The sequence below is a fragment of the Streptomyces sp. YKOK-I1 genome (assembly GCF_054660435.1).
This window is the reverse complement of sequence record NZ_BAAGDR010000001.1, coordinates 9,757,642-9,783,167: the sequence shown is the minus strand read 5'-3', so window position 1 is coordinate 9,783,167 and position 25,526 is coordinate 9,757,642. Positions and strand designations below refer to the sequence as shown.

Sequence of the window (25,526 nt, the reverse complement as noted above, 5' to 3'; positions counted from 1 at the left end):
GACCCATAGGAAAACAATCGGCGAAGGACCCTCGGAGACCGACAACCCTTCAACAAGCCTTCATGTTCTGAAGATCACCGAGCGGGAGGATCGGGTACGCGCGGGTGTCGACCGGCGGGCAGAAGCTCGAACGGCAGAGCGCGACATCGGCTTCACCTCGCTGCACGAGAACCTCGACACCCCCCGGCGGCCGACTCGTCTTCCACGCCTTCGCCGCCCACGACCTTCGGCCCGACCCCGGACGCTCGATCACCTCGATTGCCAAGCTGCTCGCGAGCAAGTCCAGTCCGTTTCCGTAGAGTTGGGACGCGCAGAAATGCCGCAGGACGTGCGGTGTCAACCTGTCCGTCCAACTCGGCAGATGAGCTGCGACCGCGTTCTCGAGCCCGTTGCGCAGGGCGTCGTCGCCGACCCGGCGGGCGGAGCCGTCGGTGTTCTCGCGCTCGGAGGGGAACAGCGGGGCACCAGGGCGAGTGCGATCGTCGTCGAACTGGCCCCACACGTCTTCGATGAACCACCGCAGTGTCCGGTCGGCACCGTTGATCAGCGGAACCATCCGCTCGCGCGGGCCCCCTTGCCGTGGCGGACGTGAAGTTCGCCAAAGCAGCCCAGGTCCCACTTGATGTCGTCCAGGTCGAGGCCACATGCCTCGCTCACCCGCAGCCCGACCTGGGACATCAGCTTCGCGGCGGTGTAGTTCCGGGCGGTCGGGGCGAACTTGCGGCAGGTGGCCAGCTCGCCGCCCCAGCCCGTGAACAGCGTGCCGATCTCCGGCTCACTCGGCGGGATCCGCAACTGAGCGTCCTTGGCCCCGCGCGGCCGGTTCATCTCATCGATCGGGCACTCGACCACCCGGCCCGTCATCCGGTGGATCTCGACCTTGTGCCGCAGCTCCAGGAACACGAAGTACGTACTCAGCGCCTGCGACCGGCCCAGCCGTGTGCCGCTGGGCGAGTGCCGCAGCACCTTCCCGAAGTACACGTCCGCGTCAGCGGGCTCCATGCCCCACAGCGGCCGGCCGAACCAGGACCTGATCTGATCTGAGCACGTCGGTCTCGAACTGCTCCAGCTCCTCCGCCGACGCGGGCGCCCAGTGCTCACGCAGGTCTCGTACGACTGCCAGCGCCGCCAACCCGAGCCTCCTCACCTTCGGCCCGACTGTGAATCGGTCGGACGAGAAGAGAACGCTTCAGGAATCCCGAAGTTACGTCACAAGCCAGCAGAGCACACAAAGGAGGAAGAACCCCGATCGTGGGCAGGATCGCCCTCCTCCTTGATGCCGCAGTCGTCGTACAGCCTCACGGATGCAGGCACCTGGCGTTCCGGGAACCTGTCGGTGACGATGGTCCGATGGGCACCGAGCGGGACGTGCTGTGGACCGCCAGAGACCGCAGGCGCTATTCGCTGCGCCGGTGGCTCACCCTGTTCGGGGTCCTGCTGGTCGGGGTTTACGGATGGCCGATGACCAAGGCGTCGGCCGACCCGGATCGTGGTCTGCACGACCTGGGATGGATCCTTGTCGTCGGCGTTGCCGTGGCGGTCCCGGCCGGCATCGCACTCTGGATCTGGGACCGGCACCGCGTCCTCGACGTCCACGCTGACGATGAACTTCACCTCGGCCTGGTCAACGGACGCGTCGTCCACCTCGACCCGGCCGCAGTCCGGCAGATCCGGATGACCTGGCGGTTGTCGTCCGATGGCAGCTTCGGCACCGCGAAACTGCTCTTGGTCACCGACCGGCTGCTCGGCTACCACGGACGCAACGACCTGATCGAAACAGGGAGGCTGCAACCCCTGATCGCCCGCTGGGAACAGCGATGTCCGGGCATCGAGGTGACCGTGAAAACGCTCACTCCTTACTCCGTCCGCGAATCCACCGAATGAACGGACAGGACGGGTTTTCCGAGATCCTGTCGCAGGAGACCCGCCGTCCACGATTGCGTGTCGTCGTCGCCGGCGCCACCGGCGCTGTCGGCAGTCTGCCCGTCCCGATGCTGGTTGCGGCTGGGCACGAGGTCACCGGGACCTCACGGACCCTGGCCGGGATCGAGCGGATCAGAAGCCTCGGGGCGACGGGATTCCAGGCGGATGCGCTCGACGCGGACGGGGCCGCCAACGGCCGAATACGCCGCGAGGGCACCCGGAACCTGGTGGAGGCCGCGAAAGCGGCTGGGGTCGGCCGGATCGTCGCACAGTCGATTTCCTGGGCGTACGCGCCGAGCGAAGGCCCGGCCGAGGAGGTGGTACCGCTCGACCGCACGGCCGCTCAACCCCGAGCCCGGATGGTGGCCGCCGTCCGGGCCTTGGAGGAGACGGCAGCCGAGTTGGAGACAGCGGTCTTGCTGCGCTCGCGGCAGGCGCCGCACTGGCCGCGCTCGACTGGCCAGGCGGACCGGTCAACATCGTGGACGACGAGCCCGCCCCCGCCCACGACTGGGTTCCGGCCCTGGCCAAAGCCCTCGGCGTGCCCGCACCCGGCGCGGTGGCGGGCCGGCTGAAGGGGGAGCGCGGCGCTCTCAACGCGCTTGCCCGAAGCCGGGGTTGGCAGCCCGAGTGGCCGACCTGGCGGGCCAGTTTCGCCGCCCAGCGCGACATCCTGTGAGTTCTCCAGAACCCTGCTGAGGTCCTTCACCACCACCAGCGCCGTCAGCATGAGCCTCCTCGACTTCGACCAGCCCGCAGAATGGTCGGACGAAACGAGGACGCTTCAGGGATTCCGAAGTTACGTCACAAGCTGGCCGAGCACCCCAACAAGGGAGAAACCCCAGGCAAGACGACGACGGCCTCGATCCGGGGAGCGAGAGCGGTGGGTATGCCCGGCGCCAGGTCGGTGACGCCGTCGCCCTGCGAGTAGCCGCCGAGCGCGAAGACGATGTCGGGGCAGTCGGCGACGACGGACGTGACGTGGTTCGTCATGGCGGTGGCGCCCGGTCCCGCGCTGGTCTGCGAGGCGTTGGCGGCGTAGTCGACGGCGTGGGAGTCGACCGATCTTCCGGGCAGCTTGCTCTTGATGGAGCTGACCAATGGCGTCCCCACGATGCCCAGGCCGGGGGTCTCGCGCTCCGCGACGCCAGGTGCGGGAGGCGGGCATGGGGGCCCTCTTTCACGTGCGGCGGTTCGGGTGTCCCGCGTCCGCCGACAGGAGCCGGCGGCAAGGACACAGCACGAACGTAGGAAGCCCTCTCGACCGCCGTGCTGGACCGTCGGAATCCTGCCCTGGCCAGGGCCGCTCGGGTGAGTGTCGCCTCCGCCTCCTGGTCTGCGGGCGATCGGGAACTGTATCTGCGGGTGCTGGACGACACGGGTTCCGGCGCCGGCTCCTATGACTCCAGTACGGACACAAGTGCCATAGAGGCCGGTCCGGTGGTCGGCGAGCCCGTGGCTTTCCGCGCGCACGCCCTCCTGCTGCCGGTGCTGGGCTGCTGTCGGTGCGTCACTTCGTCCCGGGGTCAGGTGCGGGAGGACCGCTCATGGCGTGCGCCCTGGAGCATCTCGCCTGCGCGGAGCCGCGGGCGGGGCGCCACCATCAGGCCCACTGCGGCGCCCGGTCCGCGCGACCTCACCGCGCGCCTCTCGGCGATCCTCGCCATGGTCGTCCCCATCTCGGGCGGCCTGGCCACGTTGACCGCGCACACGCGGACCGCGCTCGGCACGGCGCACCCCCACGGACTGGCCCAGTCGGGACGCTCGCCGGGGGGCGCAGGCGCGGGCCGACCTCGGTCACGGGAACGTCGAGAACGCGGCGGCCCGGCTCTCGCTCCTCGTGCGGTCCGGACCCCGGCGGGCCCCCTTCGGCCCGGGGGTACTGGCGGTGCCCTGTCATGTCGAGGCCGCCCTGCTCGCCGAACGCGACGACCGCGTGGCCGACATCATCGGTCTGTACGCCCCTGTGGGCCGCCATGGGCGCAGACCCGGCGGTGCCGGGCCCTGGTCGCGCACCCCGACCGCCGCGAGGCGCTCCGCCAGGAGGCACTCGCTCTGCACGAGACGGTGGACGGGCCGTTCGAGCATGCCCGCACCCTGCTCACGTACGGCATGTGGCCGCGCCGTCGGCGACGGACCGTGGAGGCGAGGACGCCGTTGCGGGACGGGGCCGTGGGCTTCGAGCGATGCGGTGCCGCGGTCTGGGCGGACCGCGCCCGCGACGAGCTCCGCGCGGCGGGCGGGACGACCGGGGACAGCCCGCAGACCGGCGCGGTCGCGCTCCTCGCCCCGCAGCAGCTCCACCACGGTCGACTACCACCCGCGCAATGCCTCCACCCGGCTGGGAGTCCGCTCCCGGGTGGATCCCACCCGCCTGCTGAGGGACTGACACCGCGAACGGTCGAGGGACGGACGCCCGCGGGGCCCGTCGCCGGTGCCGGCAGCGCCCAGCGGGGCTGCCGGCGGCGGCGGGAGGCCGGATCAGACGGTTCTGCCCCGGGTTACGGCCGTCACCACCTCCTCGAAGGATTCGGCGACCAGCGCGGCCCCCGACGCGCGGAGTTCCGTCGTCGTGGCCACGCCATAGGAGACGCCGAGGGACGCCATGCCGGCGGCGGAGGCCATCGCGATGTCTCCGGTCGCGTCGCCGACGACGACGCAGTCGGCGACGGGGAGGCCCAGCTCTCCGGCGACGTACAGGGCCATGTCGGGCGCGGGCTTGCCGCGGGTGACCGAGTCATGGCCCGCCACACAGGTGAACCGGTCGAGGATGCCCGTGCCGCGCAGGACGTTGAGGGCCGCCGCATGGGTCTTGGAGGTCGCGACGGCGAGGAGGTGACCGGAGTCGTGGAGCCGGGCGAGGCCGTCGGCGACGCCCGGGTAGAGCATGCGTTCGCGCTGCTCCGCCAGATGCCCGGCGAAGGCGCGCCGGTAGGCGGCCATGGCTCCTTCCACCTCGGGGTGGTCGACCGGGAGGTCCAGGAGCTGGGAGAAGTTGTGATCCAGGGGCTTGCCGACGGTGGCCCGCACGGCGGCCTCGTCGGGGGTCCGGCCGAGGTCCGCCAGAACTTTGAGGGTGAGCGAGACGATCGCGCCGGGGGTGTCGGCGAGCGTTCCGTCGAGGTCGAAGACGACGCCCCGCCAGGCGTCTGCCCGCTGTGCGCTCATGTCAGGCCTCCGTCCGTACGGCGCTGAAGGCGACCGCGAACTCGCCCGCGACCCGGGCGGTGGACAGCAGGACCGCTCGGGTCGCGGCGGCGCTGCGGCCGGCGGTCACCTGGGTCAGGGCCCGCATCAGGAAGGGGCTGATGGCGTTGCCCCGCACGCCCGCCCGGTCGGCCTCGTCCAGCGCGGCGCCGATGGCCCGCTCGATCTCGTCGCCGTCGAGGGCGTCGGCCTCGTCGATGGGGGCCGTCAGCAGCACGGTCCGGTCGCCGTTGACCTCCCAGTGCAGTCGGGTGGCGCGGGCGGCGACGCGCAGGTCGTCGACGCGGTTCACCGGGACGTCGGACTCACGGACGTAGAAGGCGGGGAGGCGGTCGGTGCCGTAGCCGAGGACGGGGACGCCGGCGGTCTCGAGGTACTCGGCGGTCAGGCCGAGGTCGAGGATGGACTTCGCGCCGGCGCAGACGACGGCGATCCGGGTCCGGGTGAACTGCAGCAGGTCGGCGGAGATGTCCAAGGTCTCCTGGGCCCGCCGGTGGACGCCGCCGATGCCGGCCGTGGAGAAGACCGGTATCCCCGCCCGGGCGGCCGGAACGATCGTACCGGCGACGGTCGTCGCGCCGAGGCCGCCCCGGGCCAGGACCGGGCCGAGGTCGCGCGCGCTGACCTTGGGGATGCCCTTGCCGACGGCGAAGCGGTCGACCAGGTCGGCGTCCATGCCCACGACGAAGCGGCCGTCGGCGATGCCGATCGTGGCGGGGACCGCACCCGTGTCCCGGACCGCCTTCTCTATCTCCAGGCCGAGTTCGGCGTTGGCCGGGTAGGCGGGGCCGTTGACGATGAGCGAGGACTCCAGCGCCACCACGGGACGCTGTTCGTCGAGGGCGGTGCGTACTTCGTCGCTGACGACGAGGAGCGGGTCCTTGGACACGGGCTGCCTTTCGATCGAGGTCGACGGGTGCCGCGGCCCGAAGGGCGTCGCCGGGCCGGCGCTTCGCGGCTCCTGGCGGACATGCGGCTACGGCGCCGATGCTGCGCCGGGGCGCTCCCGCCGGTCAAAGCCCACCGGGTGACCTGGTCAGGTGGCCCGGAGTGTGTCAGGTCGACGGGTCGGGTGGGTCCAGGCCAGCTCGCCGAGTGAGTCCCAGGGCGGGCTCGCCGAGTGGGCGTTGGGGCGGCTCGCCGACTCGGTCCAGGCGCAGCTCGCCAGCTCGGTCCAGGAGCTGCTTGCCGGGTCGGTCCAGGAGCTGCTTGCCGGGTCGGTCCCGAGGTCGGCTCGCCAACTCGGTCCCGGGCCGGCTCGCCAGGTCGGTCAGGGCGCTACGTCGGCGCGCTCCTCCGGTGCCTCGGTCGGCGCGTCGGCGCGGTCGGCGCGGTCGGCCCCATCGGCCCCGTCGGCGCGGTCGGCGTGGGCGGCCCCGTCGGCGCGGTCGGCCCCATCGGCCCCGTCGGCGCGGTCGGCGTGGGCGGCCCCGTCGGCGCGGTCGGCGTGGGCGGCCCCGTCGGCGCGGTCGGCGTGGGCGGCCCCGTCGGCGCGGTCGGCGTGGGCGGTCGGTGGCGTGCTGTCGCGGGTCAGGAGCAGGCACAGGACGGCGATCAGGGAACAGCCCGCCATGCCCGTGAAGAGCGGCAGGGCGGTGTGCTTGCCGCCCAGTCCGACGAGGGGTGCCACGACCGCGCCGAAGACGCTCTGGAGGGTGCCGAGCACCGCCGAGCCGGTCCCCGCGGCGTACGGCACCCGTGCGATGGCGAGGGCGGTGGCCGTGCCGAAGAACTGGCCGAGGCCGAGGAAGGCGACGCCGATCAGCGTGAGCGCCGACCCGCGGCCCAGGTGCCCGGTGAGGGTGACCAGCAGGGCGGCCGAGGTCGCGACCAGCATGGTCGCCAGGCCGACCCGCAGCAGCAGGACGGGACTGTGCCGGCCGACCAGGCGGGTGTTGACGGTGCTGGAGACCGTGGCGGTCAGGGCGCCGACGGAGAAGGCGACGGACGCCTCGCCGGTGCTGAAGCCGAGGACGTTCTGGAGCAGGAACGGCGACCCGGCGATGTAGCAGAACAGCGCGCCGCAGCCGAAGGCGAAGGTGAGGGTGTAGCCGACGTAGGCGCGGTCGGTGAGGACGGACCGGGCGGCGCGGAGGGTGGACGCCGTGCCGCTGTCGCGGCGGCGTTCCCCGGGCAGGCTCTCGGGGACGAACAGGACGACGGCGGCGCACATCAGCAGCGAGGCGCCGGCCAGGGCCCAGAACACGCCGCGCCATCCTCCGGCGCCATTGACGACGACGGCGCCCGCGAGCGGGGCGACGATGGGCGCGATGCCGCCGAGCGCCACGAGCACACCGAAGAGCCGGGCCGCGGCGGCTCCGGAGGCCACGTCGGAGATCACGGCGCGTCCGACCACGACACCGGCCGCGCCGGCGAAGCCCATGACGAAGCGGAGCACGATCAGCGCGGGGAGGTTCGGGGCCAGCGCGCACAGAGCGGTGGCCAGCGTGCACACGGCGGCGCCGGCCAGCATCGGGGTGCGTCGACCGTACCGGTCGGAGAGCGGTCCGAGCACCAGCTGACCGGCCGCCATGCCGAACAGGAAGGAGGTGAGGGTGAGTTGGATCCCGGAGGCGTCCGTGCCGAGTTCCTCGGCCATCCGGGGAAACGCCGGGAGGTACATGTCGGTGGCGAGCGGCACCACGAACGACAGCAGGGCGAGGGTCGCGGTGAGCGACCTGGCGGGTGAGTCGGCGGCGAGCGGCTCCGGGCCGGGTAATGACGCGGGCATGTCACACTCCTGGACGGGTGGCGAAGAGAGCGGGCGGGAAAGGGTTCACTATAGTTATATAGCTATATTCATTGCTACTGTCGCTCCATGAAGGCAACCGACCCAGCGACCGGCCCGACGGGCGGCCCGGCGGGTCACCCGGCGCGTGACCCGTCACGCGACCCGGCGCGCGACGAAACCCTGCTGCGCGACGCGCGGCAGCTGGCTCCGGCCCTGTACGCACTCGGGCGCGTCCTGCGTCTGCAGGGCGTCGAGGAGGCCGGACTGACTCCGCTGCCGCCGTCCGACCTCGAAGTCCTGCGCCAGGTGCTCGACTCGCCCGGCGTCGGCGTCGGCGCCGTCGCCCAGGAACTCGGCCTGCACGCCAGCAACGCGAGCACGACCGTACGGGGTCTCGTCGCCCAGGGTCTCCTGCGCCGCGAACCCGATCCGCGCGACCGTCGCGCCGTACGCCTGCATCCGACCCTGGGAGCCGTGCAGGGCATGGCGATGATCGAGGAGGCGTGGGCGGAGATCTTCGCCGATTCCCTCGCCCTGCTGACGAGCGACGAGCGCACGGCGCTCAACGACGCCGCGCCCGCCCTGCGCTCCCTCGCCAAGGCCCTGAGGGAGCGGCGCGGCGCGTCCAGGTCCGGAACCTGATGCCCCCGGCAGACCTGAGGGCCGTACGGCTGATCGCCCCCCCTGCCCCGCCCCTCCGCTCACGAACCGGTCAGCCGCACCAGCAGCTCGGCCGCCCACGTGGGGTGCCACCGCACGATCCGGGGCAGGCCGCCCTCCGACGGGTCCGCCGTCCAGTCGAACGCGACGCCGGGGTTGTGTGCCGCCCAGCCGTCCGGGGCGAACAGGTGCGGGCTGCCCTGGACGCCGCCGGCCCGGGCGGCCCGCCAGTGGGCGTAGACCGCCGACCGGCCCGCGCCACTGGCCAGCGCGTCCTCCAGCGCCGTCGCGTCGACGTGGGGGCAGGTCCGTGCGACGGCGAGGATCTCCGCGTGCACCGCGACACAGCGGCTCCCGGCGTAGAAGGCGTGCCGCAGCGCCGCGTCCAGTTCGTCGCTGCCGCGCAGGCCACCGATCCGCGGGTCCTTCGCCGCCTGGACGGCCTCCAGGGCCGGCAGCATCGTCGAGGGATAGGCCGACTCCGGGGCCGACCACAGGCGCCAGCCCAGCTCCGGCCGGGCCGCGCCGATGACCACGGTCTCCGCGTCGACGATCCGTTTGGGTGTCGGCTCTCCGTTGAACAGCTCCAGCGGGAAGGCCCGGTGGTCGATCAGCAGCCGGGTCCCGGCGCCGCGGGCCGTCTCGCGCAGGGTGTGCAGGGCCAGCGACGCCCAGGGGCAGCCGATGTCCGACCAGACGACGAGAACCGGTGCGGGGCCGGGCTCAGAGGTCGACGCGGACGGCATGGAGGCGCACCCAGGCGTTGAACTCGACGAGCCGCTCCAGGACCGCCCGCGCGCTCCACGGCCCGCCCATCGCGTACGTGCCCGCGGGCGCGTCGAGCAGCCGCCCGATCTCCTCGCGCGAGGCGAGCTTCAGCACCGGTGCGTCGTCCTCGGCGACGGCGGCCCGCACCCGCTCGCGCACCGCTTCCTCGTAGGCGGCGTCCTGGGTGGACGGGTAGGGGTTCTTCTTGCGGTCGAGGACCGAGTCGGGCAGCACCCCGCGCATGGCGGCCCGCAGCAGGCTCTTCTCCCGGCCGTCGAAACTCTTCATCGCCCAGGGCGTGTTGTAGACGTACTCGACGAGCCGGTGGTCGGTGAACGGCACCCGCACCTCGAGCGCGGTCGCCATCGAGATCCGGTCCTTGCGGTCGAGGAGGAAGTTCTCCCAGCGGGTGAGGTTGAGGTACGTCAGCTCGCGCATCCGCTCCTCCCGGCGGTCGTCGCCGGCGAGCCTCGGCACCTCCTCGAGCGCCTCGGCATAGCGCCGCTTGACGTACTCGGTCAGCCCGAGGCGGCCCCACAGGCCGATCGTGCGCAGGGCTCCGATGCCGCCGGCCTTCTCGAACGGGTGGTGCCAGGGGAAGGTCCCGGCCTCCACCGCCTGCGGGTCGTGGAACCAGGTGTATCCGCCGAAGAGTTCGTCGGCGGCCTCCCCCGACAGCGCGACGGTCATCCGCTCCTTCAGCGCCCGGCAGAGCACCAGCAGCGAGTACTCCATGTCGCCCGTGGAGACCGGCAGGTCCTGGGCGCGCAGGACGCGGTCGCGCACGTCCTGGTCGAGCACGTCGGCGTTGTCCAGCTCGACCACGACGTGCTCCGCGCCGACGTGCCGGGCGACCTCGATCGCGAACGGCGTGTCCGGGTCGCTCCACTGGACGTTCGACCGGAAGCGCTCCCCGTGTCCCTTGAAGTCCACGGAGAAGGCGAGCACGCGCGGGCTCCCGTCGCCGACCTCACTGACGCCCGCGCTGCCGACCGTACCGCCGTCCGTGCTGCCGACCGTACCGCCGACCGTGCCGCCGTCCGCCCCCTCGGCCAGCGCGCGGGCGGCCAGGGCGGTGACGGCGCTGGAATCAAGTCCGCCGGAGAGCAGGGTCCCGACCGTGACGTCGGCGACGAGCTGTTCGGCGACGATGTCCTCCAGCAGCGACCGGACGCGGCGGATCGTCGTGTCGAGGTCGTCGGTGTGCGGCCGGGCGATCAGCCGCCAGTAGCGGGTCTCCTCCCGGCCCGAGCGGCTGAACCGGATGAGCGTGCCGGGCCTGACCTCGTACATCCCGCGGAAGACGGCGTGACCGGGTGTCTTGACGATGCCGAAGATCTCCCGCAGCCCCTCGGCGTCGACGACGGCCTCGGTGTCGGGATGGGCGAGGATCGCCTTGGGCTCGGAGCCGAACAGGACACCGTCCGGGGTCGGCCAGTAGTAGAGCGGCTTGACGCCCATCCGGTCGCGCACCAGGAGCAGTTCCTCGGTACGCGGGTCCCAGACGGCCAACGCGTAGATTCCGGTGAGCCGTTCGGCGAAGCCGGCGCCCCACTCCAGATAGGCGTGCAGCACCACCTCCGTGTCGGACTCGGTGCGGAACTCGTGTCCCAGGGAGCGCAGTTCGTCACGCAGCTCCCGGTAGTTGTACGTCTCCCCGGTGTAGGTGATCACCGGGGCGTCCGGCGCGGCGGCGGTCATGGGCTGGCGGCCGCCCTCCAGGTCGATCACGGCGAGCCGGCGGTGGGCGAGCAGGGCCCGCGGGGAGGCCCACACTCCGTGGGAGTCCGGGCCACGGCACTCCAGGGTGGTGTTCATGTCCTCGGCGACGCTCGTCAGCGTGCTCAGGTCACGCTCGTAACTCAGCCATCCGGCAAGGCCGCACATGGTTGGTCCCCTCTCGTCGGTCCTCGGTGCAGTGGGTGTCGGTGAGGGCCGTGGCCGCGCCGCGGACGGCCGCAGGGCACGAGCCTGGCCGCGGACCGGGTGCGCGGCAACGCGCCGTCGATCACTTCGTCAGGTGGCGACGGCCGCGCGACCGGGCGAGGCCACGGGCCCGCGACCGCATCGGCGGGACCCGTCCGGGCGGGTGTGGTGGCCGCGCAACCACCATCCCGGCGATCAAGGTGACCGGTGCACCTCGCGGACCGGGCCGCGCGGAGGCGACGGTGAAAGGGCGGTCCGCACGGGACTGCCCGACTCCGAGGCGAGGTCGCGGTGAATCCACTCGAACTGTCATCCCTCCCGCAGGACCGCGGCACGGCCGCCGGGCGCAGGGGGTACGGCCCCGGCGTCGAGAGCGCGTGGCACGCGTCGGCGGGCGAGGACGTCGTCGGTGAGCTGTGCTCGCTGATGTTCCTGTCCTTACCGCGCAGGGACCAGCGGCAGCGCGGCGAGCAGTACGTGCGGGGCCTGCTCACCACGCCGGGCCGCAAGTCGGTCCGCAACATCGCGCAGCGGGCGGGCGGGGCCCCGGCGGTGCAGAGCCTGCACCATTTCGTCGCCGGGTCCACCTGGGACTGGCGGCCGATGCGCGCCGCCCTCGCCACGCATCTGGAACGGATCGCCGCTCCCGTGGCGTGGGTGGTGCAGACGATGGCCATCCCCAAGTCGGGCCGGCACTCGGTGGGCGTGGGGCGGCGGTTCGTCCCCCAGCTGGGTCAGATGCTGCACGGCCAGTACGCCCTCGGCGTGTGGTTCGCGTCGCCGCGCATGAGCGCCCCGGTCGACTGGCGGCTGCTGCTCCCGGAGGAGTGGGAGCGGGACGCGGTGCTGCGCCGACGGGCCGAGGTCCCGGAGAGCGCCTGCGCCGAGACGGTCGAGGAGAGCGCGCTCGTGACGCTCGCGCAGACCCTGCGCAACCCGAACCTGACCCGCCGACCCGTGATCCTGGACGTCCCCGGGCGCTGGGCGGACCCCTTGGTGCTGGACCGGTTCGCCCGGCTGGGGCTGCCGGTGGTGGCGCGCACCACGCCGGGCACCCGGCTGCTGGTGGCCGACGCGTCGATGCCCGGGTACGGGTCCGGCCCGCTGTCGGCGGAACAGATCCTGATGTCCGTACGGGGGTTGCGCCGCACGGTGGACTGGGACGACCCCGCAAGCGGGGTACGGCGGACCTCGTCGGCCGTGTCGATCAGGGTGGCGACGGGCGGCGCTCCCGCCGGGGGCGAGCGGCGGCCGCTGTATCTGCTCGGCGAGTGGGCGGATCCGGGGCAGCCGCCGGCCCGGATGTGGCTGACGGATCTGGCCGCGCCCGCCGGCCGGCTGCTACGTCTGACGAAACCGGCCCGGCGTGTCCGCCACGACGCCTCCACGGTCGGGGAGCGCGTGGGCCTGCGGGACTTCGAGGGCCGCTCGTTCCGGGGCTGGCACCGGCACGCCACGCTGGCGTCCGTGGCCCACACGGCGGCCCTGCTGACGGGTCTCGCCGACGAGCCCGCGGCGCCGCCCCGGGAACGGCCGCCGCTGTCCGCCTGACGAACGGACGGTGCCCCGCCCACCGTCCCCCGACACGTTCGGTGTCCACCGCCCACCGTCCCCGGACGACTCGGGTGCCCGCCCCGACCGTCCCCGGACGACTCGGGTGCCCGTCCCCACCGTCCCCGGACGACTCGGGTGTCCACCTCCACCACCCCCGACGGCTCAGGAGTCCACCCCCACCACCCCCGACGGCTCGGGGAATCCGCCGCCCGCCCTCCCCCACCGGCTTCGGTACCCACCACCCACCCTGACCGCGTCACCGACACCCCCCACCGCCCCCGCCCCCGGCGTCCGCGCTGCCCGCCGGTCGTCGTCGCCGCGATACGCCGTCGCCACCTGACGAATTACCGGGCGTGCCGTTGCACGGAGCCTGTCCCGCCCCGATAGTCGCAGTCGATCAGGCACGCCCCTCCAGGATCCCGACGGCCGCGGCCGTACGCCCCCACTCCCCCGTGACGTACGCCCCCGTCGGCCCGGCATGTCCTCCCCCCTCGGCCACCGAGCCCCGCCCGTCGCCTCATCCGTCCACCGGGTCCTCGTCCCGGTGCCTCCCCCACAGGGACTCTCATGATCGACACAGTGTCCTGCCTCCGATCCCTGCCCGCCCTGCAGCAGCCGGACTGGCAGGACGACCCCGCACTGGCCTCGGCCCACAGCGATCTCGGCCGGATGCCCGCACTCGTCGACGCGAACGCCGTACAACGGCTGCTGACGCTCCTGGAGGACGCCGCCGCCGGAAGACTGCTCGTCCTCCAGACGGGCGACTGCGCCGAGGATCCGGCCGAGGCCACGGCCGACGACGTGGCCCGCAAGGCCGCCCTGCTCGACGTCCTCGCCGGGACTCTCACCCGGTCCACGGCCAAGCCCGTGCTGCGCGTGGGCCGGATCGCCGGCCAGTACGGCAAACCCCGGTCCCGGCCAACGGAGACCGTGGGCGGCGTCGAACTGCCCGTCTACCGGGGGCACATGGTCAACCGCCCGGAGCCGGACCCGGAGCTGCGCCGCCCCGACCCGCGCCGGCTGCTGGACGGCTACCGGGCGGCGAGCGACACCCTGCGCCTCCTCGGCTGGCACGCCCCCTCGCCACGGCGGGCCCTCGACGGACCCGTGTGGACCAGCCACGAGGCGCTCCTGCTGGACTACGAACTCCCCCTGCTCAGAACGGAGTCCGACGGATCCCTGCTGCTCGCCTCGACGCACTGGCCGTGGGTCGGCGAGCGCACCCGGCAGCCGGACGGCGCACACATCGCGCTGCTCGCCGCGATCGCCAACCCGGTCGCCGTCAAGATCGGACCGCGTACGACCGCGGAGGAGCTGCTGGCGCTGTGCGCGCGCCTCGACGCCACGCGCCGCCCCGGACGCCTCACCCTGATCTCCCGGATGGGCGCGGCGAACGCGGCACGGCGCCTGCCCGCGCTGGTCCGGGCCGTCAGCGGCGCCGGGCACCCCGTGCTGTGGCTGTGCGACCCGATGCACGGCAACACCGTCACCGGTCCGGAGGGGCTCAAGACGCGGTACGTCGAGACGGTCGTCCGTGAGGTCGAGGACTTCCAGGGCGCGGTCACCGCGAACGGCGGCACCGCGGCCGGACTCCATCTGGAGACCACGCCGGAGCCGGTCACGGAGTGCGTCCGTGACGCGTCCCGTCTCGACCGCCTGGGCGACAAGTACCTCACGTTCTGCGACCCGCGCCTCAATCCGCGGCAGGCCGTCGAGGTCGTCTCCGCCTGGCGCGGCTGACGCCCCGGGAAAGGCAAGGCCCCAAGCACGGCCCCAGGCAAGGCACGGAGCACGGCGGAGCACGGCAGGGCACCGGAGAGAACACCTGACGGAGCGGAACTGGGAGGCAGTAGCGTGAAAGGCACCATCGCCCTGGTCACCGGGGCAGCAGGCGGAATCGGCGAGGCGGTCGTCCGGCTGCTCGCCGGGCGCGGTGTGCTGGTCGCCGCAGTGGACCTCGACGCCGACCGGCTGACCGGTCTCGTCGGCGCGCTGGTGGCGGACGGACTGCCGGTGCGGGCCTTCCCGGCGGACGTCACCTCCAGCCGCGAGGTCGAGACGCTGGTGGACACCGTGGAGCGTGAACTGGGCCCGCTCGACCACCTGGTGAACGCCGCCGGGGTGCTCCGGCTGTCCGAGGCCCGGGACCTGAGCGACCAGGACTGGTCCGCGACGTTCGCCGTCAACACCGACGGCGCCTTCTTCGCCTCGCGGGCCGTCGTCAACCGTATGGTTCCGCGCGGCCGTGGGGCCGTCGTCACCGTCGCGTCCAACGCGGCCGGCACCGCCCGTGCGGAGATGGCCGCGTACGCCGCGTCGAAGGCGGCGACGGCGGCCTTCACCAAGTGCCTCGGCCTGGAGGTGGCCCGGCACAACATCCGCTGCAACGTCGTCGCCCCCGGTTCCACGGACACCCCGATGCTGCACGGCATGCACGCGGACCGCGGCGCGGTCGCCGCGTCCGTCTCCGGCGATCCGGGGGCGTACCGGGTCGGGATCCCGCTGGGCAAGGTCGCGCGGCCCGAGGACGTCGCCCGCGCCGTCGCGTTCCTGCTGTCGGACGAGGCCGGTCACATCACGATGCACAGCCTCACCGTCGACGGCGGCGCCACGCTCGGCGTCTGACCTCCCCGTCTCCCCACCGGAAAGGACCGTCCCGCGTATGCCCGGCATACCGTCCATCGCCCCCTACGACCTTCCCGCACCAGGTGAACTGCCCCCGGCGGCGGTCGGCTGGAGCCCTGATCCCCGCCGTGCCGTGCTGCTCGTGCACGACATGCAGGAGTACTTCCTCGCCCCTTTCCCCCGCGCCCTCGCGGACGCGGTCGTGCGCAACGCGGCGCTGCTGGCCGAGCGGTGCAGGGAACTGGGCGTGCCGGTGGCGTACACCGCGCAGCCCGGCGGGATGACGCCCGAGGAGCGCGGTCTGCTGGCGGACTTCTGGGGTCCGGGCATGCGGACCACGCCCGAGCACCGCCGGGTCGTCGCCGGCCTGGAACCGGCCGCCGGGGACTGGGAGTTCACCAAGTGGCGCTACAGCGCCTTCGCCCGGACCGATCTGCTCGGACGGATGCGGGAACACGGACGCGACCAGTTGATCGTCTGCGGGGTGTACGCCCATGTCGGCGTGCTGATGACCGCGGTGGACGCCTTCACGCACGACATCCGGCCCTTCGTCGCCGCGGACGCCGTGGCCGACTTCACCGCCGAACACCACCGGCTGGCCCTCACGTACGCGGCCGAGCGCTGTGCGCGGGTGGCCGTCACGAAGACCCTCCTCGACGAGCTGGGCGGGACGCACGACGAGACACGCAACGACACGAGCGAGGAGGCACGCCGATGACGGCGCGACCCACGGCACCGGTGGCCGGCGCACCGGACCTGCTGGCCCAGGTCCTGGACGGCTCGGCGCCCGCCTTCGCCCTGGTGCACCGGCCCGAGAGCACCGGCCGGGACGTACTGGAGGTGCTGCTCACCGACGCCGCCCCGTGCGCGACGCTCGCCGATCTGCCGCTGCCCGCCACCGCGGCGCCGGGGGGCGGCCACGAGGTCCTCGCGCTCGTGCCGTACCGCCAGATCACGGAGCGCGGGTTCGCCGCGCACGACGACGGCGCGCCGCTGGTCGCGATGCGGGTGCTCGCCCAGCAGTCGCTGCCGGTCGCCGGGGTGCTCGCCCGGCTGCCGGACGAGCCGGTGAAGGTGGACGACGCCCGCTTCGACGTGTCCGACGAGGAGTACGCGGAACTGGTGCGCCGGGTGATCGCCGAGGAGATCGGCAGCGGCGAGGGCGCGAACTTCGTCATCAAGCGCGCCTTCACCGCACAGCTGCCCGGCTTCACCCCGCGCGCCGCGCTGTCGGTGTTCCGCCGGCTGCTGGAGCGCGAGGCCGGCGCCTACTGGACCTTCCTGATCCAGACGGGTGAGCGCGTCCTCGTAGGGGCCACGCCGGAGCGGCACATCAGTCTGGACGAGGGCCGGGCGGTGATGAACCCGATCAGCGGCACCTACCGGTATCCGGCGAGCGGGCCGACCCTGGACGGGGTGCTGTCCTTCCTCGCCGATCGCAAGGAGGCCGACGAGCTGTACATGGTCCTCGACGAGGAACTGAAGATGATGGCGAGGATCTGCCCCTCGGGCGGCCGGGTCGTCGGGCCCTACCTCAAGGAGATGGCCCACCTCGCGCACACCGAGTACTTCATCGAGGGCACGACCGGCCGTGACGTCCGGGACATCCTGCGCGAGACGCTGTTCGCGCCGACGGTGACCGGCTCACCGCTGGAGAGCGCCGCGAAGGTGATCAGCCGCCATGAGCCCGCCGGACGCGGCTACTACAGCGGGGTCGCCGCGCTGATCGGCCGGGACGCCTCCGGGGCGCGCAGCATGGACTCGTCGATCCTGATCCGCACCGCGGACATCTCGGCGGACGGACGGCTGAGCATCGGGGTCGGGGCGACTCTCGTACGGCACTCCGACCCGGAGTCCGAGGTGCGCGAGACCCGTGCCAAGTCCTCCGCGCTGCTGGCGGCGTTCGGCGAGCAGGCGCCCAGCCGGTTCGCCGCCCACCCGGACGTGTGCACGGCGCTGGCGGCCCGCAACGAGGGCATCTCCGGCTTCTGGCTGGACGGAACGGGCGGTCACGGCGCCGGGGTCGAGGAGCCGGCCGGGCTGTCGGGGCGGCGGGTGCTGGTCGTGGACGCCGAGGACACCTTCACCGCGATGATCGCCCATCAACTGAGCTTCCTGGGGCTGCGGGTGACGGTATGCCGCTTCGACGAGAGATACGACGTCGACGACCACGACGTCGTCGTCATGGGCCCCGGTCCGGGCGATCCCCGGGACACTCGGCACCCGAAGATCAGCCACCTGCGGACGGCGGTCACCCAACTGCTCGACGAGCGGCGGCCGTTCCTCGCGGTCTGCCTGAGCCACCAGGTGCTGGGCTCCCTGCTCGGCCTGGACCTGGTGGCCCGGCACGTCCCCAACCAGGGTGTGCAGCGCGAGATCGACCTGTTCGGCCGACGGGCGCGGGTCGGCTTCTACAACACGTTCGCCGCGCGCTCCGAGCGGGAGGCGCTGGATCACCCGGTGTTCGGCACGGTCACGGTCAGCCGCGATCCCGCGACCCACGAGGTGCACGCGCTACGGGGTGAGCGGTTCGCGTCGATGCAGTTCCACGCGGAGTCGGTCCTGACCCAGGACGGACCGGGCATCGTCGGCTCCCTGCTCACGGAGGTGATGCGCCCGGACACCCGGTGGGGCGCGGAGCGGGGCGGCGGCGCCTGACGATCCGTACACACGAACCAACAAGCTCGCGGTCGCCTACCAGGCCGCACTCCACCTCGCGGGCATCCTCATCCGGACCCGACGCTGACCAAAGAGACAGAACCTAGTCGCGGGCGTGCGGGCGGTGGGAGCGGCGGGCCTCCAGTACCTGGCGGGTGCGCTGGAGTTTCAGCGCCAGTTGGACCTCCAGCGCCTGCTGGGGCTTCTGCCAGTCGGGGCCGAGGAGTTCGGTGATCCGCTCCAGGCGGCGCGAGACCGTGTTGGGGTGGACGTGCAGCACCTCGGCGGCGTACGTGGGGCTGCGGTCGGCGTCGAAGTAGGCCTGGAGGGTCTTGGCGAGTGCGGTGGCGCGTTCACCGTCGTACGCGAGGACCGGGCCGATCACGGAGTGGATGAAGCCGTCGACGTCGTGGTCGTCGGACAGCAGCAGTCCGAGGAAGCCGAGGTCGGACCCGACCACGGTGGCGCCCTTGCCGCGCAGCAGGGTCAGGGCGTCGAGGATGCGCAGCGCCTCACGGTACAGCCGGCCGGCGTCGGCCGCGCCGCGCCCCGGCCCGGCACCCGCGACGGAGACGGGATGGCCGAGCAGCGGGGACAGCTCCGCCGACACCCGGCGGGCGGCCTCGGCCGCGTCGGCCCCCGGCAGCAGCAGCACCACGCATCCGGAGCGCACGCATTTCAGGCCGTTCGCCCGGTGGGCGTGGGAGGAGGCCCAGACCGCCGCCCGGCCCTGCTCGCCCGCCTCCGGGCGGGCCACGACCAGGACGTGGGAGGCCCCGAGGTCGATGCCGAGGCGGTCCGCGCGGTCGGTGAGCTGGCGGCGGGAGCGGCTGGGCGGGTCGGCCAGCAGGTCCTCGAGCAGTTCGTCCCGTACGGGCCCTTCGGCGACGACCGCACTGCGCTGGAGCAGCAGGGTGATCGTCACGGCCTGGGCGACGGACTGGAGCAACTGCTCGTCCTCCGGCGTCAGTTGTCCGGCCGGGCGGACGATCAGCGCGCCGATGTCCTCGCCGCCCGCGTCGAGCGGGATGATCCAGACGCCGTCGCCGAGCTCCACTGCCACCCGGCGGGCATGGGCGTCCAGCACCGCCTCGGCGAGGGCGGGATCGTCCAGGCCGGGGATCTCTCCGGTCGCGGTCAGGGTCCGGCCGGAGGGGTCGCGGACCACGAGGGTGCCGTCGAGCGCGTGGCCCGCGGCCCCGGTGACGGCCGCGAGATCGCTGCCGCCCAGCACCAGCCCGAGCAGTCTGCTCTGGGTGTCGACCAGGCCGCGCATCCGGGTCAGGGACAGCTGGGCGCGGTAGGAGTCGTCCTCGAGGTCGTTGACGTCGGCCCTGACCTGTTCCAGGACCCTCGACTTGTCGATGGCGACGGCCGCCAGGTCGGCCAGGGTGCGCATCAGTCCGACCTCGTTCGGGGTGAAGTGGCGCACCGTGCGGTCGGAGCCGTACAGCGCGCCGAAGGGGGCGCCGCCGCGGTGCAGCGGGACGGCGAGGATGGCCCGCTGTCCCTCGGCCCGCACCACGGCGTCGATGTGGTCGCTGTGCCGGATGCGGCCGTCCCTGAGGTAGTCGGAGGTCCAGAACGCCGCGTTGCGGGTGGTGAGCGCGTCCCCGAAGCCGTATCCGGGCTCGACCTGCAGCCCGATGCCCAGGGCGGTGGTCTCCCCCTCGGAGGTACGGATGCGCCAGCTGCCGTCGTTCTCGTCGAGCAGGCCGATGTAGGCCAGGTCGAAGCCGAGCAGCCGCCGGGCCTGGCGGATGATCACCCGGAGCAGGCTGTCGAGGTCATGGGGGTACGACAGGTCGCGGGCGGTGTCGACGAGGGCGGCGAGGTCCGCCTCGCGTCTGTGCCGGCGGTCGAAGAGGGTCTGCACGGTCAGGCCGAGACGGGTGGCCTGCTCGGCCCGGCGCAGTGGTTCGGGGTGGTCCCCGCCGGCCCGGGCCTCGTCGAGGACCGCCTCGATCTCGGCCGCCGGCGCCTCTCGGGCCAGCAGTTTCAGGACTCGCAGCGCGTAGGTGTCAGCGGGCGACGCATCCGACACGGTTTCCACCCCCAGCCGGTCACCGGTGCGGCAGCCGCGGGCACGGGTGAACGGGACGATCGGTGACCTCGAACGGTCAGCGGACTTCGGACAGTTGTCGGGACACGGTCGGGGCGGCGGGTGCCCGCTTCAGGTTCGCCTTCCTCGACGCGGGCGGCCGCGGTGGCGAGATGACCAAGTCCGGTGCGGTGTGACGAAGTGACGGGTCCGGCGTTGCCCGCCGACCGCGCGGCATGGCTGGATCGGCCCTGGACGTGCGCCGCCCGCACGGGGGACGGCCGGGGTGCGGCGCGGTACGCGGAGCGAGAGGACAGGGGAGACAATGGCTCGGATTCTGGTCGCGGGCGGCGGTATCGGCGGGCTCGCCTGCGCTCTGTCCCTGGCCCGGCGCGGCCACGGTGTGACGGTTCTCGAACGCGGTGAGGTCTTCGCGGAGATCGGCGCGGGCCTTCAGCTGGGCCCGAACGCCTTTCACGCCCTGGACCGGCTGGGGGTGGGGCAGGCGGTGCGCGACCGTGCCGTCTTCGTGGACGAACTGCGGTTCATGGATGGCACGACGGGCGAGCAGGTCGTCGCGATGCCGCTGACGGCCGCGTATCGCGCGCGGTTCGGGAATCCGTACGCCGTCGTCCACCGGGCCGATCTGTTCCAGCCGCTGCTGACGGCCTGCCAGGCGTCCGAGGGCGTCGAGCTCCTGCCCGCCACGACCGTGGAACGCTACGAGCAGGACGAGCGGGAGGTCCGGGTCCGCACGGCGGACGGCAGGACGCTGCGGGCGGACGCCCTGGTCGGCGCGGACGGGATCCGGTCGGCGGTCCGGCGGCAGTTGCTCGGCGACGGTGATCCGAGGGTCTCCGGGCACACCATCCACCGGTCGGTGATCCCGATCGGCAAGGTGCCCGAGGAGCTGCGCTGGAACGCCGTGACACTCTGGGCGGGGCCCAGGTGGCACTTCGTCCACTACATCATCGGGGGCGGCGAGTACCTGAACCTGGCGGTGACCCGGGACGACGGCGCCCGGGTGCCGGTGGCGGGCCGTCCGGCGGCCCGCGACCACGTCCTCGGACGGTTCCCGGACCTGGCCGGAACGCCGTTGACGCTTCTCGGGCTCGGTGAGGGCTGGCGCGAGTGGGTGCTGTGCGACCGTGATCCGGTGGACCTCTGGGCGGACGGCCGGGTCGTCCTGCTGGGCGACGCCGCCCATCCGATGCTGCAGTACGCCGCTCAGGGGGCCTGTCAGGCGCTGGAGGACGCCGTTGTCCTCGGCGATCTGCTGACGGATCGCGCGGCGGACGACCTGCCGGCCCTTCTCGAACGGTTCGGCCGCGAGCGGCGTGAGCGCGCGGGCCGTACCCAGCTCGTGGCCCGTGAGATGGGCACCCGGCTGTACCACCCCGCGGGCACGGCCGCCGAGGAACGCAACGCGATGCTGCGCGCCCTGACGACCGAGGACCTCTACGACAGGGTCGCGTGGCTGCACGGCGCCCGGGAGTTCACGGCGTCGCCCGAAACAACGGGACCCTCGGGGCCGTCGGGGTCGTCGGGGTCGTCGGGGGCCACGCTCCGGGGGTGAGCCCGGGGTTGACTCCGCGGACGGGTCCCGAACCGGCGCCGCAACGGCGGCCGGAGCGGGTCCCGGATCGGGTCCCGGATCGGGTGTCGGAGCAACCACCGGAACCGCTGCCGGTCCTGCTGCGGGGGTCATCCGGCGAAGGACGGTGGCAGTGCCATGGGCGCCCCGGGCCGGCCGTCGGGTCCCGGGGCGTGGAGCACGATACGGTCCCGCAGCCGGCGCACGTCCGGGGAGAGGCCGGCGCCGCCCTCACGGCGCAGTGTGCTGCCGAGCCGCTCGTAGACCCGCAGCGCGTCGGCGGTCCGCCCGCAGCGCGCCAGGGCCGTCATGTAGTGACGGTGCAGTCCTTGGTGGGTGGTGTGCCGCTCGGCCAGTTCGGCGAGGGCGTCCAGGCGCTCCCGGTGGTGACCCAGCTGGAGTTCGATCGCGGCCCACTGCTCGACGGCCGTCATCCTGGCCTCGTGCAGCCGACGGGCGTGCCCCCTCAGCACGGGGCCCAGATCAGGATCCCCCAGTGCGTCGTCCTCGCCCCACAGGGAGAGGGCGAGGCCGAGCCGTTCGGCGGCCCGCGCCGCGTCCCCGGCGGCCATCGCCCGGTATCCGGCGCCGATGTGCCGTTCGAACTCCCGGGCGTCCAGCACTCCGCCCGAGCTGTCCAGCCGATAGCCGGTGGGGGTGGAGACCAACAGGTCGGCGCCGGTCGCCCGGCCCCCGCCGAACGCGTCCGACGCCTGGATCGCCTCGGTCAGACGCCGCCGCAGGGAGGCGATGTGCGCGACGATCCGGGAGTCGCCGCCGGGCGGTGAGCCATCGGCCCACAGTTCCCGCGCCATGAGACACGTCGGCACGACCTGGTCGGCGCGCAGCGCCAGCAGGGCCAGGATCCTGCGGGACTCCGGATCCCCGGGCACGACCGAACGGCCACTCACCGTGACCTGTAAGCGTCCAAGAACTTTGATCTCCATGAATCTCCCATGGGACACAGGAAACCGCGCCGGATCAGGTCCGGGAAGGCAGGAAGAATAGGGCGCGAATTCCGACGGCGTACATTGTCGACGCTGGATGAGGCGGACGCAGATTCCCACGACATCGAGCGTGCACAGGGTCAGTCCCCCGGCAGCGCAACGGACTGCCCCTCCCTTGCATCCATGGCCCCGACCGGGCCGTACGCCTGCCGAACGCAGAACTTGTTGATCACCACTCCATGGAAACCGGCACCCGTGCCCGACGGCAAGTACCCCTGGCATAGCTGGCTGGAAAGTGTCTCCGAGGAGTGGTGCGACGCCGCCGTCGAACCAGACAAAGCATTGCGGTGACGGCATGTGGCGCATACAAGGTTTTATTAAGAAGCGCGCTGCGTATGCAAACAGCGATCGCTCCGAACGGAGATTATCCCGCCGCGATCGCACAGCGCGCCCGGCGCGGAGACGCCAGCCGTGGAGCCCGGCCCGCCGGGCCGACCGCACTCTTCGCGCAGCCGCCACGCACTGCCGCCGTCACACGCCCCACGGCCCTTCGCTCTTCACGAAGTCGTACGACACCGCGGTCGCGGCGTCCTCGGCTCGCAGCCGGACGGACCAGGTGAGCCCGTCTCCAGGAGCTGCGGCAGGTCCTCTCCGTGGGACCTGCCGCCCCCCTGGCGGTGCAAGGGTCGGGTGCGGTCAGCCGCGCGGGCGTTCGAAGGTCAGCAGGAGGCCCTCGACGGCACCGGGTCCTATACGGCCCTTGACGTCGGCGGAGGTGATGGCCTTGAGGCCCCAGCCGTCCTCGGCGTGCTTGTTCAGGACCTTCTCCAGCTTGTCGCTGTCCAAGGCGTCGCCGATCAGCGACTCCCGGAACGTGACGACCTTGTACTCGTAGACCTGGGCGCTGCTCATGACGGGTCCTCCTGCCGGCCGAGCCGGGTCGGGGTGCGATGGCCGGGACCAGACAATCATCCCCGGCTACCACCGAACACGGCGGCCTCCGCATTCGAGCCCGCGCTTCCTCTCCTCCGGAGCTCAGGTGGTTTTCGGCCCTTGCGATTTGTCCTCAAGTCGACATATTGCTCGCCCGTGAGAGGCCGTGGCACGATCGGACAAATATTCGCCCAGATGGCAATGGGGTGTTCATGAAACGGACACGACGCCTGGTAGCTCTCCTGGTCGGCAGGAAACGGGTCAGCGGACGCTACCCGTACTGGCCCTACCAGCTCCGGTAGCCCGACACAGGGGCACACGCCGATCGCAGGGTCCCGTCCGAGGGGTCCTGCGATCTTCTTGGGGGGAGGCCCGATGGCACGCCGCGAAGGGCTCGGACGGCCGCCGGGCCCGCGCGGGCGCCTGCTGACGGGCAATACGCACGCGTACGAGTCCGACCGGATCGGGTTCCTGCGTCGGTGCCACCGCGAATACGGTGACGTCTTCTCCTTCGACGAACAAACGGTGTTCGTGATCGACCCGGACATCACCCACCAGGTACTCACCCGCACCGGCCGGGACTTCGTGACCGAGCTCGCGCCGTTCGACATGCGGCGGGATCTCGATCAGGCCACCGCGCAGGCCAGCGCATGGATGTCCGCGCGCCGCACCGCGTGGCCGGGGCTCAACCGCTCGGCGGTGGCCGCATCCGACAACCGGACCGTCGAGATCCTCGACGCGGTCATGGCCGGCTGCGCCGACCACGAGGTCGACGTGCTCACCACCCTGCGGGCGTTCAGCTCCCGGGCGATCGCCGACCACTGCTTCGGCACGGACGCCGCCGACGTCCCCGGCCTGCTCCACGACATCATCCGCGCCACCCAGCCGTTCACGGACTCGTCCTACGAGTTCCCCGCATGGCTGCCGATCCCCCGTCACCGCCACTTCTTCCGGTCCTACCGGCGCCTGACCGACGGGCTGACCGGGATCGTCCGGCAACGGCGCGCCTCGAACACCGCGGAGCCCCGCAGCGACCTGCTCGGGATGCTGCTCGACGCCGATCCGGACATGCCCGACGACACCGTGACGTCGACGCTCCACAGCATCCTCATGGGCGGCCATGGTGTGCCCGCCGCCGCGCTCACCTCCGTGGTGTGGGAACTCGCCCGCCGCCCCCTGCTCGTCGGTGACCTCCGTGACGAGGCGAACGGGGCGGCGGACGCCGACGCCCCGCTGCCGTCGGCGCAGCTCCCGTCGGCACTCCCGCTGGCCGAGGCCGTGGTCCGGGAAACACTCCGCCTGTATCCGCCCGCGTGGTTGATGACGCGCACCGCCCGTACGACGACCGCCTTGGGTGAGTGGTCGGTGAGCCCCGGTGACGATGTACTGCTCAACGCCTACCTGATCCACCGGGATCCCCGGTGGTGGCAGCGGCCGGACGAGTTCGACCCCAGCCGGTGGTCGAACGGGCGATCCGCACCCGGCTCGGCCTACCTTCCGTTCGGCGCCGGGCCACGGGTCTGCCTGGGTTCGGCCCTGGCCATACGGCAGCTCACGCTCGCCACCTCGCGGATCGCGCAACGCTTCACCATCGAGTCGTCGAACGCCTCGTCCGTGCTCCCGCGGTTCGTCGGCCGCCTCGCACCCGCCGGCCTGCGGGCGCGCTTCCCACCGCTCCGGGCATGATCGCCCGCTGAAGGACCGCCCCACGCCCTGCGCTGGAGGGCACGGCGCGCGGGATTCCCCCGCTCCTCCGCCTTCGGTTCGGCCTCGCTGCGTGGGCGTCGCGCTCCTCAGGAACGGGAAGCGGGCCTACCGAATACGCCGGAGGCGCGCTGAACCGTGGCTGGGCCACGAGGTCGAGCGGACGCGACGTGCGCACACGGCTGGACCTGGTGTCCTGGTCCGAAAGCACATCTGCGCCGCCCCCGTCCAAGGCAGGACTACGCCGGAGCACCC

21 protein-coding genes are annotated in these 25,526 nt (G+C 72.6%); 10 read left to right on the top strand and 11 right to left on the bottom strand.

Annotation, left to right across the window (positions count from 1 at the left end; translation table 11 throughout):
- Positions 1-49: 49 nt before the first annotated feature.
- Complete coding sequence (locus ACYQ8Q_RS43360) at positions 50-556, bottom strand: site-specific integrase (RefSeq protein WP_460072756.1); 507 nt, start codon at positions 554-556, stop codon at positions 50-52.
- Positions 544-1,002 carry a hypothetical protein gene (locus ACYQ8Q_RS43355; protein WP_460072754.1) on the bottom strand — a complete coding sequence of 153 codons (459 nt, stop codon included), beginning with the start codon at positions 1,000-1,002 and terminating at the stop codon, positions 544-546. The genes ACYQ8Q_RS43360 and ACYQ8Q_RS43355 overlap by 13 nt, the downstream gene beginning before the upstream one ends.
- Before the next feature lie 348 nt (positions 1,003-1,350).
- On the opposite strand from ACYQ8Q_RS43355, the gene ACYQ8Q_RS43350 reads away from it, so the two are divergent.
- Positions 1,351-1,884: a hypothetical protein gene (locus ACYQ8Q_RS43350; protein WP_460072752.1), complete on the top strand. Its 534-nt coding sequence runs from the start codon at positions 1,351-1,353 to the stop codon at positions 1,882-1,884.
- The gene (locus ACYQ8Q_RS43345) at positions 1,881-2,498 is read left to right on the top strand and encodes an NAD-dependent epimerase/dehydratase family protein (protein ID WP_460072751.1); all 618 of its coding nucleotides are present in this window, start codon (positions 1,881-1,883) and stop codon (positions 2,496-2,498) included. The genes ACYQ8Q_RS43350 and ACYQ8Q_RS43345 overlap by 4 nt, the downstream gene beginning before the upstream one ends.
- Positions 2,499-2,727: 229 nt before the next feature.
- Here the strand turns inward: ACYQ8Q_RS43345 and ACYQ8Q_RS43340 are convergent, their stop codons facing one another.
- The 4 genes from ACYQ8Q_RS43340 to ACYQ8Q_RS43325 form a co-directional block, all read right to left on the bottom strand.
- Positions 2,728-3,396, bottom strand: a complete 669-nt coding sequence (locus ACYQ8Q_RS43340; RefSeq protein ID WP_460072749.1) for a cutinase family protein — start codon at positions 3,394-3,396, stop codon at positions 2,728-2,730.
- A gap of 1,008 nt (positions 3,397-4,404) precedes the next feature.
- A complete protein-coding gene (locus tag ACYQ8Q_RS43335) occupies positions 4,405-5,091 on the bottom strand; it encodes an HAD family hydrolase (protein WP_460072748.1) in 687 nt (228 codons plus the stop codon).
- 1 nt (position 5,092) lies between these two features.
- The gene (locus ACYQ8Q_RS43330; protein ID WP_460072746.1) at positions 5,093-6,019 is read right to left on the bottom strand and encodes a pseudouridine-5'-phosphate glycosidase; all 927 of its coding nucleotides are present in this window, start codon (positions 6,017-6,019) and stop codon (positions 5,093-5,095) included.
- A gap of 381 nt (positions 6,020-6,400) precedes the next feature.
- A complete protein-coding gene (locus ACYQ8Q_RS43325) occupies positions 6,401-7,861 on the bottom strand; it encodes a multidrug effflux MFS transporter (RefSeq protein WP_460072744.1) in 1,461 nt (486 codons plus the stop codon).
- An 87-nt stretch (positions 7,862-7,948) separates the two neighbouring features.
- Between ACYQ8Q_RS43325 and ACYQ8Q_RS43320 the strand changes: the two genes are divergently transcribed.
- Positions 7,949-8,503, top strand: coding sequence for a MarR family winged helix-turn-helix transcriptional regulator (locus tag ACYQ8Q_RS43320; RefSeq protein WP_460072742.1), 555 nt, complete (start codon positions 7,949-7,951; stop codon positions 8,501-8,503).
- A gap of 59 nt (positions 8,504-8,562) precedes the next feature.
- On the opposite strand, the gene ACYQ8Q_RS43315 is transcribed toward ACYQ8Q_RS43320, so the two are convergent.
- The gene (locus ACYQ8Q_RS43315; protein WP_460072740.1) at positions 8,563-9,267 is read right to left on the bottom strand and encodes a DsbA family oxidoreductase; all 705 of its coding nucleotides are present in this window, start codon (positions 9,265-9,267) and stop codon (positions 8,563-8,565) included.
- Positions 9,245-11,176 (bottom strand): asparagine synthase (glutamine-hydrolyzing), encoded by a 1,932-nt coding sequence (asnB, locus tag ACYQ8Q_RS43310; RefSeq protein WP_460072738.1) that lies wholly within the window; start codon positions 11,174-11,176, stop codon positions 9,245-9,247. Before asnB ends, ACYQ8Q_RS43315 begins: the two co-directional genes overlap by 23 nt.
- A 453-nt stretch (positions 11,177-11,629) precedes the next feature.
- Between asnB and ACYQ8Q_RS43305 the strand changes: the two genes are divergently transcribed.
- The 5 genes from ACYQ8Q_RS43305 (at position 11,630) to ACYQ8Q_RS43285 (ending at position 18,052) form a co-directional block, all read left to right on the top strand.
- Positions 11,630-12,766 carry an IS701 family transposase gene (locus ACYQ8Q_RS43305; protein WP_460073747.1) on the top strand — a complete coding sequence of 379 codons (1,137 nt, stop codon included), beginning with the start codon at positions 11,630-11,632 and terminating at the stop codon, positions 12,764-12,766.
- A 570-nt stretch (positions 12,767-13,336) separates the two neighbouring features.
- On the top strand, positions 13,337-14,509 hold the full coding sequence (locus ACYQ8Q_RS43300; RefSeq protein ID WP_460072736.1) for a 3-deoxy-7-phosphoheptulonate synthase: 1,173 nt from the start codon (positions 13,337-13,339) through the stop codon (positions 14,507-14,509).
- 114 nt (positions 14,510-14,623) lie between these two features.
- Positions 14,624-15,394, top strand: coding sequence for a 2,3-dihydro-2,3-dihydroxybenzoate dehydrogenase (locus ACYQ8Q_RS43295; protein WP_460072734.1), 771 nt, complete (start codon positions 14,624-14,626; stop codon positions 15,392-15,394).
- A gap of 37 nt (positions 15,395-15,431) precedes the next feature.
- Positions 15,432-16,112, top strand: a complete 681-nt coding sequence (locus tag ACYQ8Q_RS43290) for an isochorismatase family protein (RefSeq protein WP_460072732.1) — start codon at positions 15,432-15,434, stop codon at positions 16,110-16,112.
- The gene (locus ACYQ8Q_RS43285) at positions 16,109-18,052 is read left to right on the top strand and encodes an anthranilate synthase family protein (RefSeq protein WP_460072730.1); all 1,944 of its coding nucleotides are present in this window, start codon (positions 16,109-16,111) and stop codon (positions 18,050-18,052) included. Before ACYQ8Q_RS43290 ends, ACYQ8Q_RS43285 begins: the two co-directional genes overlap by 4 nt.
- Before the next feature lie 103 nt (positions 18,053-18,155).
- On the opposite strand, the gene ACYQ8Q_RS43280 is transcribed toward ACYQ8Q_RS43285, so the two are convergent.
- Positions 18,156-20,096: a helix-turn-helix domain-containing protein gene (locus tag ACYQ8Q_RS43280; RefSeq protein WP_460072728.1), complete on the bottom strand. Its 1,941-nt coding sequence runs from the start codon at positions 20,094-20,096 to the stop codon at positions 18,156-18,158.
- A gap of 322 nt (positions 20,097-20,418) precedes the next feature.
- Between ACYQ8Q_RS43280 and ACYQ8Q_RS43275 the strand changes: the two genes are divergently transcribed.
- Complete coding sequence (locus tag ACYQ8Q_RS43275; RefSeq protein ID WP_460072726.1) at positions 20,419-21,669, top strand: 3-hydroxybenzoate 6-monooxygenase; 1,251 nt, start codon at positions 20,419-20,421, stop codon at positions 21,667-21,669.
- 128 nt (positions 21,670-21,797) lie between these two features.
- Here the strand turns inward: ACYQ8Q_RS43275 and ACYQ8Q_RS43270 are convergent, their stop codons facing one another.
- Both ACYQ8Q_RS43270 and ACYQ8Q_RS43265 read right to left on the bottom strand, forming a co-directional pair.
- A complete protein-coding gene (locus tag ACYQ8Q_RS43270) occupies positions 21,798-22,598 on the bottom strand; it encodes an AfsR/SARP family transcriptional regulator (RefSeq protein WP_460072725.1) in 801 nt (266 codons plus the stop codon).
- Positions 22,599-23,330: 732 nt separating this feature from the next.
- Positions 23,331-23,546: a DUF4177 domain-containing protein gene (locus ACYQ8Q_RS43265; protein ID WP_460072723.1), complete on the bottom strand. Its 216-nt coding sequence runs from the start codon at positions 23,544-23,546 to the stop codon at positions 23,331-23,333.
- Between the two features lie 396 nt (positions 23,547-23,942).
- Between ACYQ8Q_RS43265 and ACYQ8Q_RS43260 the strand changes: the two genes are divergently transcribed.
- Positions 23,943-25,253: a cytochrome P450 gene (locus tag ACYQ8Q_RS43260; protein ID WP_460072721.1), complete on the top strand. Its 1,311-nt coding sequence runs from the start codon at positions 23,943-23,945 to the stop codon at positions 25,251-25,253.
- Positions 25,254-25,526 lie beyond the last annotated feature (273 nt).